This window comes from Paraburkholderia sp. RL17-347-BIC-D, from assembly GCF_046027915.1.
GTDB lineage: Bacteria > Pseudomonadota > Gammaproteobacteria > Burkholderiales > Burkholderiaceae > Paraburkholderia.
The window spans coordinates 217,843-233,064 of sequence record NZ_JARESS010000008.1; the positions used below are offsets into that span (position 1 = coordinate 217,843).

At 65.4% G+C, this 15,222-nt stretch carries 9 protein-coding genes; 6 read left to right on the forward strand and 3 right to left on the reverse strand.

Going from position 1 to position 15,222, the window contains the following annotated elements; translation table 11 throughout:
* The first annotated feature begins 23 nt into the window (after positions 1-23).
* Positions 24-1,499: a helix-turn-helix transcriptional regulator gene (locus tag P0D96_RS13990; RefSeq protein ID WP_408313899.1), complete on the forward strand. Its 1,476-nt coding sequence runs from the start codon at positions 24-26 to the stop codon at positions 1,497-1,499.
* Between the two features lie 78 nt (positions 1,500-1,577).
* Positions 1,578-3,368: a type III secretion system outer membrane ring subunit SctC gene (sctC, locus tag P0D96_RS13995; RefSeq protein WP_408313900.1), complete on the forward strand. Its 1,791-nt coding sequence runs from the start codon at positions 1,578-1,580 to the stop codon at positions 3,366-3,368.
* A 110-nt stretch (positions 3,369-3,478) separates the two neighbouring features.
* On the opposite strand, the gene P0D96_RS14000 is transcribed toward sctC, so the two are convergent.
* Positions 3,479-4,546 (reverse strand): response regulator transcription factor, encoded by a 1,068-nt coding sequence (locus tag P0D96_RS14000; RefSeq protein WP_408177813.1) that lies wholly within the window; start codon positions 4,544-4,546, stop codon positions 3,479-3,481.
* 495 nt (positions 4,547-5,041) lie between these two features.
* Here P0D96_RS14000 and P0D96_RS14005 point away from each other — a divergent pair, with 495 nt between their 5' ends.
* The 4 genes from P0D96_RS14005 (at position 5,042) to P0D96_RS14020 (ending at position 13,200) form a co-directional block, all read left to right on the forward strand.
* On the forward strand, positions 5,042-6,139 hold the full coding sequence (locus tag P0D96_RS14005; protein ID WP_408313901.1) for an aromatic ring-hydroxylating dioxygenase subunit alpha: 1,098 nt from the start codon (positions 5,042-5,044) through the stop codon (positions 6,137-6,139).
* Positions 6,139-8,097: a 2-succinyl-5-enolpyruvyl-6-hydroxy-3-cyclohexene-1-carboxylic-acid synthase gene (menD, locus tag P0D96_RS14010; RefSeq protein WP_408313903.1), complete on the forward strand. Its 1,959-nt coding sequence runs from the start codon at positions 6,139-6,141 to the stop codon at positions 8,095-8,097. Before P0D96_RS14005 ends, menD begins: the two co-directional genes overlap by 1 nt.
* Positions 8,094-9,566, forward strand: coding sequence for a polysaccharide pyruvyl transferase family protein (locus P0D96_RS14015; RefSeq protein WP_408313905.1), 1,473 nt, complete (start codon positions 8,094-8,096; stop codon positions 9,564-9,566). The genes menD and P0D96_RS14015 overlap by 4 nt, the downstream gene beginning before the upstream one ends.
* A 103-nt stretch (positions 9,567-9,669) precedes the next feature.
* On the forward strand, positions 9,670-13,200 hold the full coding sequence (locus P0D96_RS14020; protein ID WP_408313907.1) for a hypothetical protein: 3,531 nt from the start codon (positions 9,670-9,672) through the stop codon (positions 13,198-13,200).
* A 47-nt stretch (positions 13,201-13,247) separates the two neighbouring features.
* On the opposite strand, the gene P0D96_RS14025 is transcribed toward P0D96_RS14020, so the two are convergent.
* Together P0D96_RS14025 and P0D96_RS14030 are read right to left on the reverse strand one after the other, a co-directional pair.
* Positions 13,248-14,324 (reverse strand): LLM class flavin-dependent oxidoreductase, encoded by a 1,077-nt coding sequence (locus P0D96_RS14025; protein WP_408313909.1) that lies wholly within the window; start codon positions 14,322-14,324, stop codon positions 13,248-13,250.
* Positions 14,325-14,344: 20 nt separating this feature from the next.
* Positions 14,345-15,007, reverse strand: a complete 663-nt coding sequence (locus P0D96_RS14030; RefSeq protein WP_132381836.1) for a DUF3455 domain-containing protein — start codon at positions 15,005-15,007, stop codon at positions 14,345-14,347.
* Positions 15,008-15,222 lie beyond the last annotated feature (215 nt).

Sequence of the window (15,222 nt, forward strand, 5' to 3'; positions counted from 1 at the left end):
TCCTGCACTCAGAGGAGTCGTCCATGTTCTCGATGCTTTACTTCCCCGTGGTGTCCGCACTCGCGACGCCCGCACCTTGCAAACACACGCCACTGTCCGGCCGTTTCCTCGACACCTTGCTCGACGGCAAGGTGAGCGCCGCGAGCCAGCTCGCGAGCCGCTGGGCCGACGAAGCGGGTCACGCCGATGCCGCGCCGCATGCACTGCAACTGCACGCCGATCTGCAACTGATGCTGGGTATCGAAGTCGAGGCGGAAGAGAACTACCGTCGTTCGCAGAAACTGATTCGTTCGTCGAAGCACGCGATCCGCACGGCGTCCTGCCGCAATGCCGCGTGGCAGGCGTTGTTCCGTCACCGGCTCGGCACCGCGCTAGCCTGTTTTTCGCGTGTCGCGGACGAACCCGAGATCGAGCCGGCTCGCGCGGTGGAAGCGCACTTCGGGATCGTCTGCGTGCTCAATGAACTGGGCCGCACCAGCGAAGCCGCCGACGCGCTCGACGATCTGTTCGAACGCGTGGAACGCGATCTCGACGATGCAGCGGGCCATTGGCACGCACTGCTTGCCACGATGCGTTTCGACCTGGCTGTGCAGATGGAAGTGCGGGCCGCGACGGCGCTGCGCGATCACGTCTACTGGCATTCGGGTTTGTCGAGCGAACACGCGCCGCGGTCCGGTCAGGGCGTTGACATGAGCGTCGACGGTCTCTCGCGCGCGGTGTTCGGTGTGCGCTCGCCATTGCTGCGCGCGCGTATCGACTATCTGCAGCAGTTGCGCCTCGCCGCCTGCGCGGATCGCGATGCGATCGGCGAATTGCAGCGTCATTTGCAATGGTCGCGTGAGCAGGGTCTCGGCGACTATCAGCGCACGCTGCGACTGGAAATCGCACTCGCGACGCTGGCGGGCGCGGCGCCGCATCTGGCCTGCTCGATTCTGGAGCCGCTGCATCAGATCGGCCGCAACGGCACCACCGGCCACCGTCAGCTCGAATACCTCTACTGCACCGCGAAAACGCGCCAGGCCGAAGGTCGCGCGCAGGAATCGCTGCAACTGTATAGCCGCTATGCGCTCGTTGCGATGCAGTGTCTGCGCGAAGACTCGCAGGCCCGCGCGCCGTTCCTGCAACGCAGCGCAAAAGCCTCGCCGCAACTCGACGATGTGGGCGCGCGCCTGCCGGCCAAGTATCGCCGCGCATACAGCTATGTGCTCGACAACCTGGACCGGCGCGATCTCTCGGTGCGCGAGGTGGCCGCGGAAATCGGCGTGACCGAACGCGCGCTGCAAAGCGCCTTCAAGAATTTCCTCGGGCTGTCGCCGACTGAATTGATCCGCCGTCAGCGCATGGAACGGATTCGCGCCGAACTCACCGACCGCTCTTATTCCAGCGATCGTGGCGTGCTAGGCGCGGCGAGCAAATGGGGCGTGCAGAACCGCTCGACGCTCGTCAACGGATATCGCAAGCAGTTTCATGAAGCGCCGTCCGAGACGCTCGAACGATAGCGCGTTCGCTGCCGCTCGCCGCGGCGGCGTGCGACTTGACTCGCGGTTTCTTTCCTTCACCTTCACTCAGTCGACTCCATGAAATCGAAGACGCTCTTCTGCGCCGCGTGGCTCGCGGCGTCCCTCACGCTGGGCGGGCTGCAACCCGCCAGCGCGGCGCCGGTGCGATGGCGCAGCAACGCGGTGCATATTGCCGTCGAAGGCAAGGACCTGAAAGACGTGCTGCGCGATTTCACCGCAAGCCAGGGCGTGGCCGCATCGATCGCGGGCAACGTTCAGGGCACGGTGACCGGCCGCTTCGACACATCGCCGCAGCGCTTTCTGGACACGCTCGCCTCGACCTTCGGCTTTGTCTGGTTCTATGACGGCAGTGTTTTGTCGATCAGCAGCGCCAACGACGTCACGCATCAGGTGATCAAGCTCGATCATGCGTCGGACGCGGATCTGCGCGCGGCGCTGCACACCATGAGCGTCGACGACTCGCGCTTTCCGGTGGTGTACGACGAAAGCGCGGGCACGGCCATCGTCAACGGGCCGCCGCAGTATGTGCAGATGGTGAGCGAGATCGCCCGTCGTCTGGATGACAACGCGAGCCGCCGCAGCGGGTCGGTGATTCGCGTGTTCAAGCTCAAGCATGCATGGGCCGCCGATCACAAGGTGCAGATCGACGGCAACACGATCACGGTGCCGGGCGTGGCGACCGTCCTGTCGAACATGTATCACGCGAAACAGGGGAGGGGCGGTGGTGGTGGCCAGTCGCAGACTTCGATGTCGCCGAACATGCAACGCGTACCGCCGATGACCGACGTGGGTGGCGGCGACAGCGGCGGCGGCCAGGTGTACAACCCGCCGTTGCCGCCCAATATGGCGGACGGGCAGGGCGCGACGCTCGGCGGCCTGGTCGGCAATGCGCAGCCGTCCAACTACGGCAGCCCAGGCAATGTCGGCTATGCGAATGCGCCGGGCGGTTCGCCGACGAGCCCGCCGAGCGGCGGCGATCTCTCGTTGCCGATCATGCAGCCGGACCCGACCACCAACTCCGTGCTGATTCGCGATACGCCACAGCGTATCGACCAGTACGCGACGCTGATCGATCAGCTCGATACGCGGCCCAAGCTGATCGAGATCGAGGCGCATATCATCGAAATCGACGACGACGTGCTGGCGCAGATCGGTGTGGACTGGCGCGCGCACAACAGCCATCTCGACTTCCAGACCGGCACCGGCACGAATCAGCAGAACAGCTTCGCGAACGGCTCGATCAATCCGAACTTCGGCACCACGACGCTCGCCGACGGCACCACGGTCGTTTCCGCGACGCCGGTGGGCGCCTCGATTACCGCCGTGCTCGGCGACGCCGGGCGGTATCTGATGGCGCGCGTCAACGCTTTGCAGACCACCTCGAAAGCGAAGATCGATGCATCGCCGAAGGTCGCGACGCTCGACAACGTCGAAGCGGTGATGGACAACAAGACCAAATTCTTCGTGCGCGTATCGGGCTATACGTCGGCGGATCTGTACAGCGTGTCCACGGGCGTCTCATTGCGCGTGCTGCCGATGGTGGTGCAGGAAAACGGCCAGATGCGCATCAAGCTCGAAGTGCATATCGAGGACGGTCAGCTCACCGGTCAGCAGGTCGACAACATTCCGGTGATCACCAGCAGCGAGATCAATACGCAAGCCTTTGTGGGCGAGGGGGAGAGTCTGCTGATCGCGGGCTATAGCGTGGACAACGACTCGAACGGCGTGACCGGCGTGCCGGGTCTGTCGAAGATTCCGCTCATCGGCGCGCTGTTCCGGTACAACAACGACCAGCGCTCGCATATGGAACACGTCTTTCTGTTGTCGCCACGGGTGCTCGATCTGTAATCGGCATGCGCCGGAGTTCGATGTGAAGGCAGGGGCAAGGGCGGTCTGAACCGCGCTTGCCCCTGCTTGCGTTCGATGCGGTGCGCGGCCTCGTTAGCCGCGCGTCAACTTTAGCGCCGGCGTGCATTGCCTCTCAATAGCGCCGCGGGCACCGAGAACGACGTCAGCGCCGGCGAAGCCTCGCTGCCTGGCAACTCCTCGCCGTGCGCCGCGAAGCTCGCGACCGGGTGCACGAGGTGCGCCGTGCCGCCGTGCCACATCGCGGCATACTGGCCCCACGGTTGCGCGTTGCGCGCGGCTTCACTGTCTTTCGCATGCACGTCCAGCGTCATGCATGGTCGGGCCGTCGGCGCGATGCATTTGCTGGCGGCTTCCTTGCGATCGATGTCGACGGCCTGGGTGATTGCCGCAATCGCATCGGCGGTCTGCGCGGCTGGCTGGATTTCGGGCAGGCCGGCGATGATCGCTTCGCTCTCCGTCTTGCCGTCGCACAACTCGACGCGATATCCGTGCGCATACATCGTGCGAAGCTGAACGCCGGATGCGCCGTTCAATCCCAGTTTCTTGCGCAGCTTGTAGATGTGCTGTTCGAGCGTGCGCCCGACGATATCTTCGGTGCTGCTCCAGATTGCGCCCGCAATCTGGCGGCGGCTCACGTACTCGCCGGCGCGTGAGAACAGCAGCCACGCAATTGCGAATTCACGCACCGTCAGGCGGATTTCGCGTTCGTCGATCAAGACCGTGCCCGTGCGCCGGTCGAGACGGTAAGGGCCGAGTTCGGCCCAGTCTTCGGCTTGCACCGGCGTCGGCGACTGGAACCGGCGCAACGCCTGGTAAGTGCGGACTTCGAGTTCGCCACGGTCGATCGGCGAGAGCACGACGTCGTCGGCGCCCACTTCGAAAGCGCGCTCGATGCTGTCGCGATCGGCGAACGCGCCGATCACGATCAACGGCGCGCGGCGGTCGCCGTAGCAGGCGCGGCGCGCGAATACGGCGCGCGTCGCGTCGATGCCCGTGGCGACGTCGACGAGGATGGCGTGATAGTCCTCGCGATAGATCGCCCGCGACAGCGCGACGTCATCGAGGAAGCGGCAGCATTCGATCGTATCGTCGCGAAAGCATTGGCAAATCAGATTGAACAGGCTGCTGCTGGTGGTCATCACGGCGAATTTCAACATGCCCTCCCGGGACAGATGCTTAAGGTTGCTTCCTGAATCGCATTGCGTGTCCCGCAAATTACGGCCCTTAAAATATCAGGGCTGTAACGAATTGTTTCGCCCCAAGATGTATTGAAATAGCATGAAAGGTCGCTAATTTGTTTGGCGCGGCTTTGTTCAGGTGAATAAGCGTGCAGATCGCCGGTATTAGCCGGGAGATGCGCGGCGGAATGCAATTACGGTAGCAATTTCCGTTACCTTTTCCAATTCCGGTAAAAGAGACTTAAGCCACCCGGAATCGCACGCGAAGCAAGGTTCGCAGCACCTTTCAGCGTTGCAAGGCATATTTACCTTTGTTGAGAATCTGGAAAGCCCAATTTAAGGAAGATGGCTTCGCGTCGCCATGAGCTTTGTTGAATCTGTGAGACGGCCGGCTAATTAGACTCGCACGTGGCGGGCGCAAAAGCGGCGCCGGGCCGTATTTCTTTCCCCGCCGATTCCATTGCGAGTGCGTTCATGTCCTTTCTGTTAAACGCCTGGTATGTCGCCGCTTTCGCGCACGAGGTTCACGCCCGCAAGCCATTCGCACGCACGCTGCTCGGGCGGCCCGTGGTCTTGTATCGGGACGCCGAACAGCGCGCAGTCGTGCTCGACGATCGCTGTGCGCATCGCTTCGCGCCGTTGTCGCAAGGGCGGATCGTCGACGGCGCGCTGGAGTGTCCTTATCACGGGCTGCGCTTCAGCGCGAGCGGGCAGTGCGTGCACAATCCGCACGGCGACGGCCGGGTGCCCGCGGGCGCGAAGGTGCGCGCCTATCCGGCGCTCGAACGTTACGGTGCGATCTGGTTCTGGCCGGGCGATCCCGCGCGCGCCGACGCCGCGTTGCTGCCGCCGTTTCCGTTCGTCGATCCCGCGGTCAACATCACGCACGACGGTTATCTGCACACGCGCGCGCACTATCAGTTGAGCGCCGACAATCTGCTCGATCTGAGCCACTTCCAGTTTCTTCATCCCGACACGCTCGGCAGCGAGGCGATTGCGCGCGGCGACGTGCAGTCGGGCAATCTCGACGACATTGTCTGGGTGCGCCGCAGCGCATACGACGAAGCGTTACAGCCGTTCGTCGCGCAAGGCTTCGGCATTGCGCCCGGCACGCGCGTGGATCGCTGGATGGACGTGCGCTGGACGCCGCCCGGACTGCTGTCGATCGTGGTCGGCGTGACGGCGGCGGGCATGCCGCGCGAAGCCGGGTTGATCGCGCCGTCGGCGCATTGGCTTACGCCGGAGACCGAACGCACGACGCACTACTTCTTCGCGTTCGGCTTGCCGAACGAGATGGGCGAAGCCGCGCGCGGACTCGTGCGCTATGCCGTCGAAGGGCTCATGAAGCCGTTTGAATGCGAGGATCTGCCGATGCTCGAAGCGCAGCAGAACAACCTCGGCGACAACGACTTCTGGGCGATGCAGCCGGCGCTCCTGCCGATCGATGCCGGTGCGATTCGCGCGCGGCGCGTGATGGAGCGGCTGATCGCGGCGGAGCGCAGCGATCAGCCCGCGCCCGCGCGCACGATGGCGATTACGCCGGTGGCGGTTGCTTCGCGCGTGGTGGCTTGATGGCCACGGTACTGGACGTTGCAACCACGGGCAGCAGCGAATTGCGTAGTGCGGCTGGGGTCGTGGAGGGCGCATCGCTCAACGCGGTGTGGGTCGAATGCATCGTCGAAATGCTGAGCGCGGCCGGTGTGCGTCATGCGGTGCTGTGCCCCGGTGGACGTGCAAGCGCCATGTGCCTCGCATTCGACGCGCATCCGCGCGTGGCCGTCGAGATGGTGTGCAGCGATGAGCGCAGCGGCGCTTTCGTCGCACTCGGACTGGCGAAGGCGAGCGGTTCGCCGGTGGCGCTCGTTACGACGTCCGGCTCGGCGATTGCGAACGTACTGCCGGCGCTGACCGAAGCGGACGCCGCCGACGTGCCGCTCGTCGTGCTCACCTGCGACCGTCCGCGTGCGCTGCGCGGTGCGGGCTTTGGACAGATGGCCGATCATCTCGGCGCGACGCGCGCGTTCGTGCGCGCGCAGGCGGATCTGGCCGATCCGGTCGATTCGGCGCACGCGATGTCACAGGCGCGCGGTGCGCTGGCAGTTGCGCTTGCCGCAATGGTCGAGGGCGTTGCGGATCGCGAGGGCGTGTTGTCGCGTGCCGATGCATATCCGCCGGCACGGCGGCCGACGCGCGGGCCGGTGCATGTGAATGTGCCGCTGGCGGGCGTCTACGATGCGGTGGAGACGCAGCCGGTTTCGGTGGAAACGGTGCGTGCCGCGCGCGCGCCGATGGCGTCGTGCGAAACCGCCGTCTCTTCGCAAGCTCATACGCCCGATACGCGCGCGGTCCAAATAGTCGAGCGCATCATGGCGCGCGTGTGCGCGAAGCGCGGCGCCCGTCCGCTCGACGACGGCCTGGACGGCCTGATCGTGGTCGGCCCCGAACCCGGCGTGCCGCTCGACGCCATTTTCGCGTTGGCGGCCGCGACCGGTTTTCCCGTGCTTGCCGATGCCGGCAGCGGCTTGCGGTCGGGGCCCGCAGCGCTGGCTCCGCAAGCGGCGTCGCGTGGCGCGGCGGGTGCGTTGATCGTCAACGCGTTCGATGTGTTCGGCGGCGCCGCGCGGCTCGCCGCGGCGCGCGCGGAATTGATCGTGCGCTTCGGCCTCGCGCCGGTGATGCCGGTGCTGCACGCGTACCTCGAAACGCAGGCCGACGTGCCCACGATCAAGATCGCGCCTTGCAGTGTGGCTCATGACTATCTGCATCAGGCGCTCGATCCGCGCGACGTGTTGGCGGCGCCTTCGGTGGGTGCGTTGCGTAAGCTCGCCGAAGCGCTGTGCCGTATTGCTCCACCTTCACGCGCCACACCGGTCGCCTTCTCATGGCGCGACCGCTGGGCGGGCGTCGCGAGTTACGGCGCACGCGAGCGGCGCGCTTGTGTCGCGTCGCTCGAATGGGGTGAAGTGGCGGCGGTTCATCGCGTGCTGGCGGCGCCGGGTTTTGCCTTCGTCCATCTCGGCAATTCCATGTCGATGCGGCATGCCGATATCGGCTACGACGTGCGCGCGATACGACAGGACGTGTATGTCAACCGCGGCGTGAGCGGCATCGACGGCACGCTGTCGACCTTCATCGGCGAGGCGCTCGCAAGGCGCGACGCCGGCTTGCTGTTGCTCGGCGATCAGGCTCTGGTCCACGATCTGTCGGCGTTGGCAAGCGCGCAGCGCGTGAGCACACCGGCCTGCGTCTGCGTGATCGACAACGGCGGTGGCGCGATTTTCGACTTCTTGCCGATTGCGCAGGCGCCGGCGTATCGGCGCACGATCCGCAATCCGTACCGCCTCGACATCGGCGCGCTGGCGCAGGCTTTTGGGTTGGCGCATCGGCGTGTCGAGACACGTGACGCACTCGACCATGCGCTCGCCGAAGCCGCCGCTCACGCGGGCGCGACGCTCGTCGAAGTCGCCGTCGAACCGCATTCCGGCGCGATGCAGATGCATCAGCTTGCACAGGCACTGGGAGCGGCATGATGGATTGGGGCATCGTCGAGAGTCCGCTGGAGCGTTCGCTCGCGGCGTTGAACCGCTATGCCAGTGCAAGCGCACCGGACGAGGTCTTTCTCGACGACATGCAGCAGCGCATCGGCGCCGCGCGTCGCGAGCCCGATCGCAACGGCTCGCGTGCGCGGGGTGACGCGCCGCGCGTGCTATTACTCGGCTACAGCGGCGCGGGCAACACAGGCGCCGATCTGCGCACGATCGAGACGATCGCGCAACTGCGACGCCTGCTTGCGCCGCGTGAGCTCCGCATCACGCTGTTCGCGCTCGGCGATTGTTTCGATCATCCGCTATTGGCCGGCACCCCGCGTCTTACGCCGGCGCTCCCTTATTTACCCGATGCGCTCGACGCCGCAGTGCGTGACGCCGATCTCGTGCTGAACGTGGAAGGCTCGACTTATACCTCGAAGTTTTCCGATTCGCTGGCGGGCGTGCTGATCGGCGGGATCGCGCTCGCCCATGCGCATGAGCGGCCGGCGATTGCCTATGGTGTCGACAGCGGCAGGATGAGTGTTGCGCTCACCCGCTTCGTCGAGCGTAACGCCGAGGCCGGCGAGATCATCTGCCGCAACGAGGCTGCGCGCGCGCAACTCGCTTCGCTCGGCGTACGCACGCATGCGGGCGCCGATACGGCGTGGGCCTATCGGGCGCCGCCTGAAGCAGGCAACGTGGCGCAAGGTGCGCGGCGCGTCGCACTGTGTCCGAACAATCCGTTCTGGTGGCCGGTGCATGCCGACGCCGCACGGGCCCGCGAACTCGACGCGCGCGGTGAGGCATCGCCGTTTCGTTATGGGGCGCTGCATTTCCACAGTTGGGACGCGGCGCGCGCCGAAGCCTATCACGCGTATCTCGACCGCTTCGCGCGGATCGCCATCGAATTGAAGGCGCAGGGCTATACGCCGGTGCTGGTGGGCATGGAGCAACTCGATCGCAGCGCGTGCGCCGATCTGGCGGCGCGTGTGCCGTTCGCCATCGACACTGTCGCGCGCGGCCCGCATACGCTCGACGAAGTGGCCGCCACGGTCGCGCATGCCACGTGCGTGGTGACGACGCGCTATCACGCGGCGGTGCTGGCGATGTCGCACGGCGTGCCGGTGTTCGGCCTTTCGATGGACACGCGCATCGAGCGCTTGCTGAGCGAAGCGGGCTGCGCGCCATGGAGCGCAGCATGCGATCACGAAGACGGCGCCGATGCCGCGCTCGAAGCAATCGCATCGCTGCGTAACGGCGAGGTGCGCACCGCGCTGATCACTGCCTACGATGATTACGCGCGGATACAACGCGCCCGTTTCGACGCGATGGGCGAGAGATTGCGCGCCGTGCTCGGGGGTCGAGCGCGATTTCATGCCCTTGCACCTTGCACGTTTGCGCGTGATCAACGCGACCAGCAAGCACTTCATGCGGGCTGCATGGAAATAATCCGGCCTCTGTCATCAGAGTGACAGAAACTTCGTTTTGCCGTTCGGCAGTTCTGGTTTGTCGCGGATCGCGGTGCCCCTTTCCGATGTACTAATGGATCGAGCCCCGAAAATCCCGGAGAACGCCATGTCCACACCGTCGATTCCAAGCTCTCATCACGGGGGGCACGTGCCGGGCGAGAACAACGGCGAGCACGGCTCGAATGATCCCGCCACGCAATCCTCTTCTTCAACGACACCGACGCCGACCGGCGAAGGCAATGCCCAATTGTCCAGGCTCGGCAAGCTGAAGGCGAAGCTGTCGGGCGTGGCCAGGCGCACGGGCGAGGGCGTCGCGTCGATCGAGTCGCCGCTCGGCTCGACCGCATCCGGCGGCTATCTGGGTTGGGGCGCGAATAATACGGTGTCGTCCGGCGGCGGGGTGGCGAGCGCGTCCGGCCACGTCTCGGAAGGCACGAAAACGGTCGCCGAAGTCACGGGTGCCCTTGGCGCGGTGCCGCAGGCACTGGATATCGTCTCCACCGCAGTCGGCACGGCGCACAAGGCTTTCACCTTGTCGAAACATGTGCAGGCAGTGAGCACCACGGAAAAGGGCACGCTCGAAGGGGATGAAGCGCGGCGCGTGCTGCCCCAAAGCAAGGGCAATCTCGGACGAGCCGTGCCCGGCGCGATCCGCGATGTCGGACTCGGTTCGCTGAATATGGCGAGCCGCATGCAATCGGTGGCGCATCCGGGCACGTCGCTGTATGGCAAGCCGCCCCATCCGGTGAACGCGGACGGCGGCCTCGCCGTCGCCTCCGGTGCGATGTATGTGGCGGCCGGCGCACTGCAGAGCAGAAAAGTCGATCGCGGCGTGCAGCGTACCCATGCGTTCGGCGCCGCGCTCAACCATCCCGCGAGCGCGCGCGAGGACACGACGAGCGAGACGATGCAGGCGCTCGACGATTTGCACAGCAGGCGCGATATCGACCCGAACGTCTATTCGATCTTGCGTCAGCGCGGCGAAGGCGACGTGCGGAAATTCGTGGAGAAGTTCGACGCGCTTGGTCCCGACGGACAGCGGGCGTTGAACAAGACGCTGCATTTCGCGGGCGAGCAGAACAAGCTCAATGTGCTGAACTTCACCCGCAAGACGAATCTGAACACGGCGAGCACGCGCCGCGCGATTCGCGAGGACGTGATCGATGCGTTCATCAAGTCCGATCTGAATCAGGGCGGAGCCAACGCGGCGCTGGAGCAAGGCGGAACCAGCGCGGCGGCGATGGAGGGCGGAACCGGTACGGTGAGCGAGCATGGCGGGGCCGGCGCGGTGGCGGACCCGGCGCGAATCAGCGCGGTGCTCGACGAGATGAAGACGGTCAGGAAGGAGTCGCGCGGCAGGCGCGTCGGCCCGGACCTGAGCACGTTACCCGACGAACTCAAGACCGGCGAGCTCGACAAGAACGCCTTGTCGGCCATCGCCCGTTCAGGCAATCCGGAGGCCTTTCTGGCCCGCTACCAGAACCTGTCCGCCGCCGACAAGACGCGCGTGCGCGACACGCTGCACTTCGACTCGTGGCGTTTCTGGAGAAGCGATGCCACCTTGCCCACGACGAGATATCAGCGCAGCGATATTCGCGTGGCGCTGGTGAAGCATTTCTCCGACGGCGCGACAATCGAGCGGCTGCAAACGCTCAAGCGGCGCTACAACGCGAAGGTCGTGCCGTTGAAACCGAGCGGCATACCGGCGCAGACCGCCGAGCCTCCCGAGATGCTGAAGCATCACTTGACGGCATACCAGGGGCTCAACCTCGATAACCTCAAGGAAGAAAAGCGCCACGCCAAGGTGCAGATCGCGTACGGCGGAGTGAACATGGCGATGGGCGTCGCCGAACTCGCCGTCAATCCCGTGGCCGCCGCGACTGCCGGACAGCTGAGCGCGTCGCGCGCGGTGCTGAGTCCGGTGTATCTGATCTATGCGGGCCGCCGCGGCATCGTCAGCTACATCACGCAAAAGAACGCGCGGCCGATCGACTCGAAGATGCACGAGGAAGCGCTAATGCGCGCGATGCCACGTCTGCGTGAAAGAATCGAAACAGGCGGCGCGCCGACGAAGGATCTGAAGAACCGCGACATGTTTCTGCGCGGCGAACTGAAGCTCAGCGAAGCGGATATCAGGAAGCTCAACGCACTGGAGTTGAGCGGCAACCATGCGGGCGCGCGGGAGTTTCTCGCGGCAAAGCATCCCGAGAACAATGTATTGATCGCCCTGCGCAAGCTGGCCGATGAACGCGGCGGGGTGAGCTCGGAGTTTCATCGCAACGAGGCGCGCAAGCTGATCGACGACGAGGCTCAGACATACGACTCCGACGAGTTGCGAGCTATCGCCGACGGCTCGAATCCGGATGAGTCGTTTGCCGCACTCAAGACCCACTTTCTCGAGCATGCGGCTTACCGGCCCGACACGGCGATCAGAACGTTATCCGAACAATTGTCCGCAGGGACGGTGAAGGGCGAGGTGGGTTTCGACAAAGCCCCATACCAGGGCAGAAATCCCGACGACATCGCCACGGAGTTCAGAACGCGCTTTGCGCAGGACAATCCGCCGTTCGCGATCCGGCAGTTTGTCGCGAGCTGGCGGGCGGGCGGCGAGGGCGGCGTGCAGGCGCGGAACATGTTGCGCGATTGCCGCTTCACCGAAAAGGACATCGCCACCCTCAATGACATGCCGGAGAAAGACGCGTGCAAGTGGCTCGAAGGTCATCTGTTCGGTGAGAACGTGCGGCGGCGTTTTTCCACGGTCGCGCTCGACCAGCCGGGCCGCAATCGCGCGGCGAATGCGGCCCGGCATGTTCAGCTCGAACCGTCGGACGCAGCCGAGCCTTTGCAGTGGCGCAGTCATTTCGAAGAGGCCGGCGTCGACGTGATCGACAACCCCGGCACGCCGGGCCTCGATTCGATGTTGTACGCGCTGCATCAGAATTTCTCGGGTAAGAGCGACGCGTCTTCGAGCACGATGCATAAGCAGGTGATGCAGGCGCGCGAGGCGGTGATCGGAGAGTTGCGCAGACAGCGGACCGAAGCCGAGGCGGGGAATCAGAGTCAAGCCGAAGGTGAGGGCGAAGCCAGCCATGCTCGGCCGCTGCTGCCTGTCGATGTGGCGCGTGACGCGGAGACTATCGTGAACGTCGCGGCGGGCGTTTTCGGCAAGCAGGGTGCGACGGTCGCGCTTGTCGATACGGCGGCTGGGCAGGGGCTTCGGCGTATTGGCGGCACGGGTAGCACCCATGCGCCAATTGGCGCCGTGGTGTGCTACGACAGTCAGTCGAAGCGCACTTTCACGCTGCACGGCGGCAAGCCTGACTTGGGGAACGCGCTGGGTCGTGCGCCTTCGAGAAGCGGAAGCGTCGCATCGTCGGGGGCGGGCAATGTTTTGCCGTCGAACAACGCTAGCGCATCGACGTCGAATAACACGGCGGCATCGGCTAACGTTATCGCGCCGGCAGTGAGCGCGGCAGAGACATCGACGCCGGAGAACGCCACGACTTCGACATCCACGACGACCACACCTTCATCTTCCCCGCGCGCCAGCACCGAAAGCAGCCGCCCGCCGCAGTTGCCGGCCATCGAGCCCGTAGGCGGCTTCCTGGGAGAAGTTCTCGGCAGGATGAACGAGTAGTCTCGCTTGAGCGGGGCCGCATTGCGGACCCGCGTGTCACCGCAACATCACCACGCTAGCGTCGACTCCCACGCATGGGGCGCTTTCTCCTCGCCCGAATCACGGTCACGCGCGAACGCAGGCATGACGTCCCGCGCGAACCGGCGCATCGACTCCATCGCCATGTCATGCGGCATCGAGCCGAACCAGAAGCTCGCGCTGAAGTAATCGCAGTCGAGACCTTGTTGAATCCGGCGCAACTGGTGAATGCATTCGTCGGCGGTGCCGATCACGAGAAAGTCGCTGCGCAGCACCGCGTCGGACGGTTCATCGGGTAGCGGCGCCGCCGGCACGATGCCGTCGACCACCTCGCCCATGTCGTGACGCAGACGCAGCGTCGCACGTCCATTCCAGCGCGCATGCTCGACGGCCTCGCGCGCCTGCGCCTCGTTTTGCGCGACGAACACGGGCCGCTGCGTGCCGATGCGCACGCTGGCCAGCGCGCCGGCAAGGTCCGGATAGTGGCGCCTTACGTCAGTCAGCTTCGAGATCGGTTCGAGCACGCCGGTGAAGAGATTGGCGCGCCGCTTCACAGCCTGTTCGACCGACGCCCGCCGGCTCGAATTGACCACCAGCCACAACGGGATTGCACGTTGCAGCGGTTGCGGCACGAGGCCCGTGCGCGGCACGCTGAAGTGCTCGCCGTGATGCGAGAACAGAGGCTCGCGCAGCGCTTTGAGCAGCACGTCGATCGCTTCGTCGTCGCGCGCCGAGGTCGTGCCTTTGACGAGCTGGAAGCGCTCGTACTGGTAGCGGTGGTAACCGCTGCCGAGCCCGGCTTCGACGCGTCCGCCGCTCAGCACGTCGAGCGTGGCGAGTTCTTCCGCGATCACCAGCGGATGATGCAGCGGCACCGGCACGATCGCCGGCCCAAGCCGCAAATGGCGGGTGCGCGCGGCGATATGCGAGAGCAGCATCAACGGTCGCGACGAGTGCGAGTAATTCGTGAAGTGATGCTCGGCGAGCCACAGATGACTGAACCCGAGCGTGTCGGCGGCTTCCGCCATGGCGATGGCGCGCTGGTAAAGCTCGGCGGCGGGCGCGGGCTCGGGAGCCGGCAACGTCATGAACAAACCGAATTGCATCGTCGACTCCTGAGCGAATGTCAGTGCGCAGCCTGGTTCGCCGACAAGGCGACCGGCGCGAGGCCTTTGGCGCGATAGAACATGTAGGTTGCGCCATACGGTACGAGCAGATGCGCGCCTTCGACCTCGCAATCCGGCTGCGGCGGCAGGCCGCCCGAGGTATCGATGCGCTGGATCGAACTGATGTCGGCGAAACGGCCCTCGCCGGGACGCGGCGCGGCGACGAAGCGCGCGGTGTAGCGCACCCACGTCAGCGCATTCGCGCCCACCTGGCTTTCCGCCGCGACCTTGCCGATCACGTAGCTGCCGTCGTACGAGAGGAAGTAGCGGCCCGGCGCGACAGTGCCGGCGCTCTGGCCGTTCGAGTCGACGAGGATGGCTTCCGAACCCAGCGGGTCCCACAGCAGTTGGGTGCCGTCGCGGGCGACGCCGGGCAGCGCCATGCCGGGCTGCGTGGCGGCTTTGATACGCCGGCACACGTAGGTTTCGTCGCCGTGCGTGGTCATCACTTCCTGCAACACTTCGTGCTGGCCGGCGCGCAGTTCCGTGGGCAAGGACGCGTCGGAGGTGGGCGGCGGCATGGGCGGCGTCGCGCAGGCGGCGAGCGCCAGCGCGCAGCACGCGGCGAGGCAGGTCAGCGACGGGCGCAGCGAGGGCGCGAGGCGGGGCGGAAAACCAGTCATCGGTGGCAAGGAAGGGCGAGCGATGCTGCCATCACACCTGATCCGGCGCGTGGATGGGGGCGTCGATACGAAAGAGCGGATTGAAAAGCGCACGTGGCGGATGAGGACGCGTCGGCGCTGTGAAGCTTGGCGGCGAGATAGCGCAGCAGCGGCAGGCGGTGGTTCGCGTGACCATGCATCCGTTCGCGATCCCGTCGAACGTCAGCCGGCGTCGG

Bases quoted from the DNA above. Each gene is read 5' to 3' on its own strand.
- P0D96_RS13990 (WP_408313899.1), top strand. From the start codon at position 24: ATGTTCTCGATGCTTTACTTCCCCGTGGTGTCCGCACTCGCGACGCCC.
- sctC (WP_408313900.1), top strand. From the start codon at position 1,578: ATGAAATCGAAGACGCTCTTCTGCGCCGCGTGGCTCGCGGCGTCCCTC.
- P0D96_RS14000 (WP_408177813.1), bottom strand. From the start codon at position 4,546: ATGTTGAAATTCGCCGTGATGACCACCAGCAGCAGCCTGTTCAATCTG.
- P0D96_RS14005 (WP_408313901.1), top strand. From the start codon at position 5,042: ATGTCCTTTCTGTTAAACGCCTGGTATGTCGCCGCTTTCGCGCACGAG.
- menD (WP_408313903.1), top strand. From the start codon at position 6,139: ATGGCCACGGTACTGGACGTTGCAACCACGGGCAGCAGCGAATTGCGT.
- P0D96_RS14015 (WP_408313905.1), top strand. From the start codon at position 8,094: ATGATGGATTGGGGCATCGTCGAGAGTCCGCTGGAGCGTTCGCTCGCG.
- P0D96_RS14020 (WP_408313907.1), top strand. From the start codon at position 9,670: ATGTCCACACCGTCGATTCCAAGCTCTCATCACGGGGGGCACGTGCCG.
- P0D96_RS14025 (WP_408313909.1), bottom strand. From the start codon at position 14,324: ATGCAATTCGGTTTGTTCATGACGTTGCCGGCTCCCGAGCCCGCGCCC.
- P0D96_RS14030 (WP_132381836.1), bottom strand. From the start codon at position 15,007: ATGACTGGTTTTCCGCCCCGCCTCGCGCCCTCGCTGCGCCCGTCGCTG.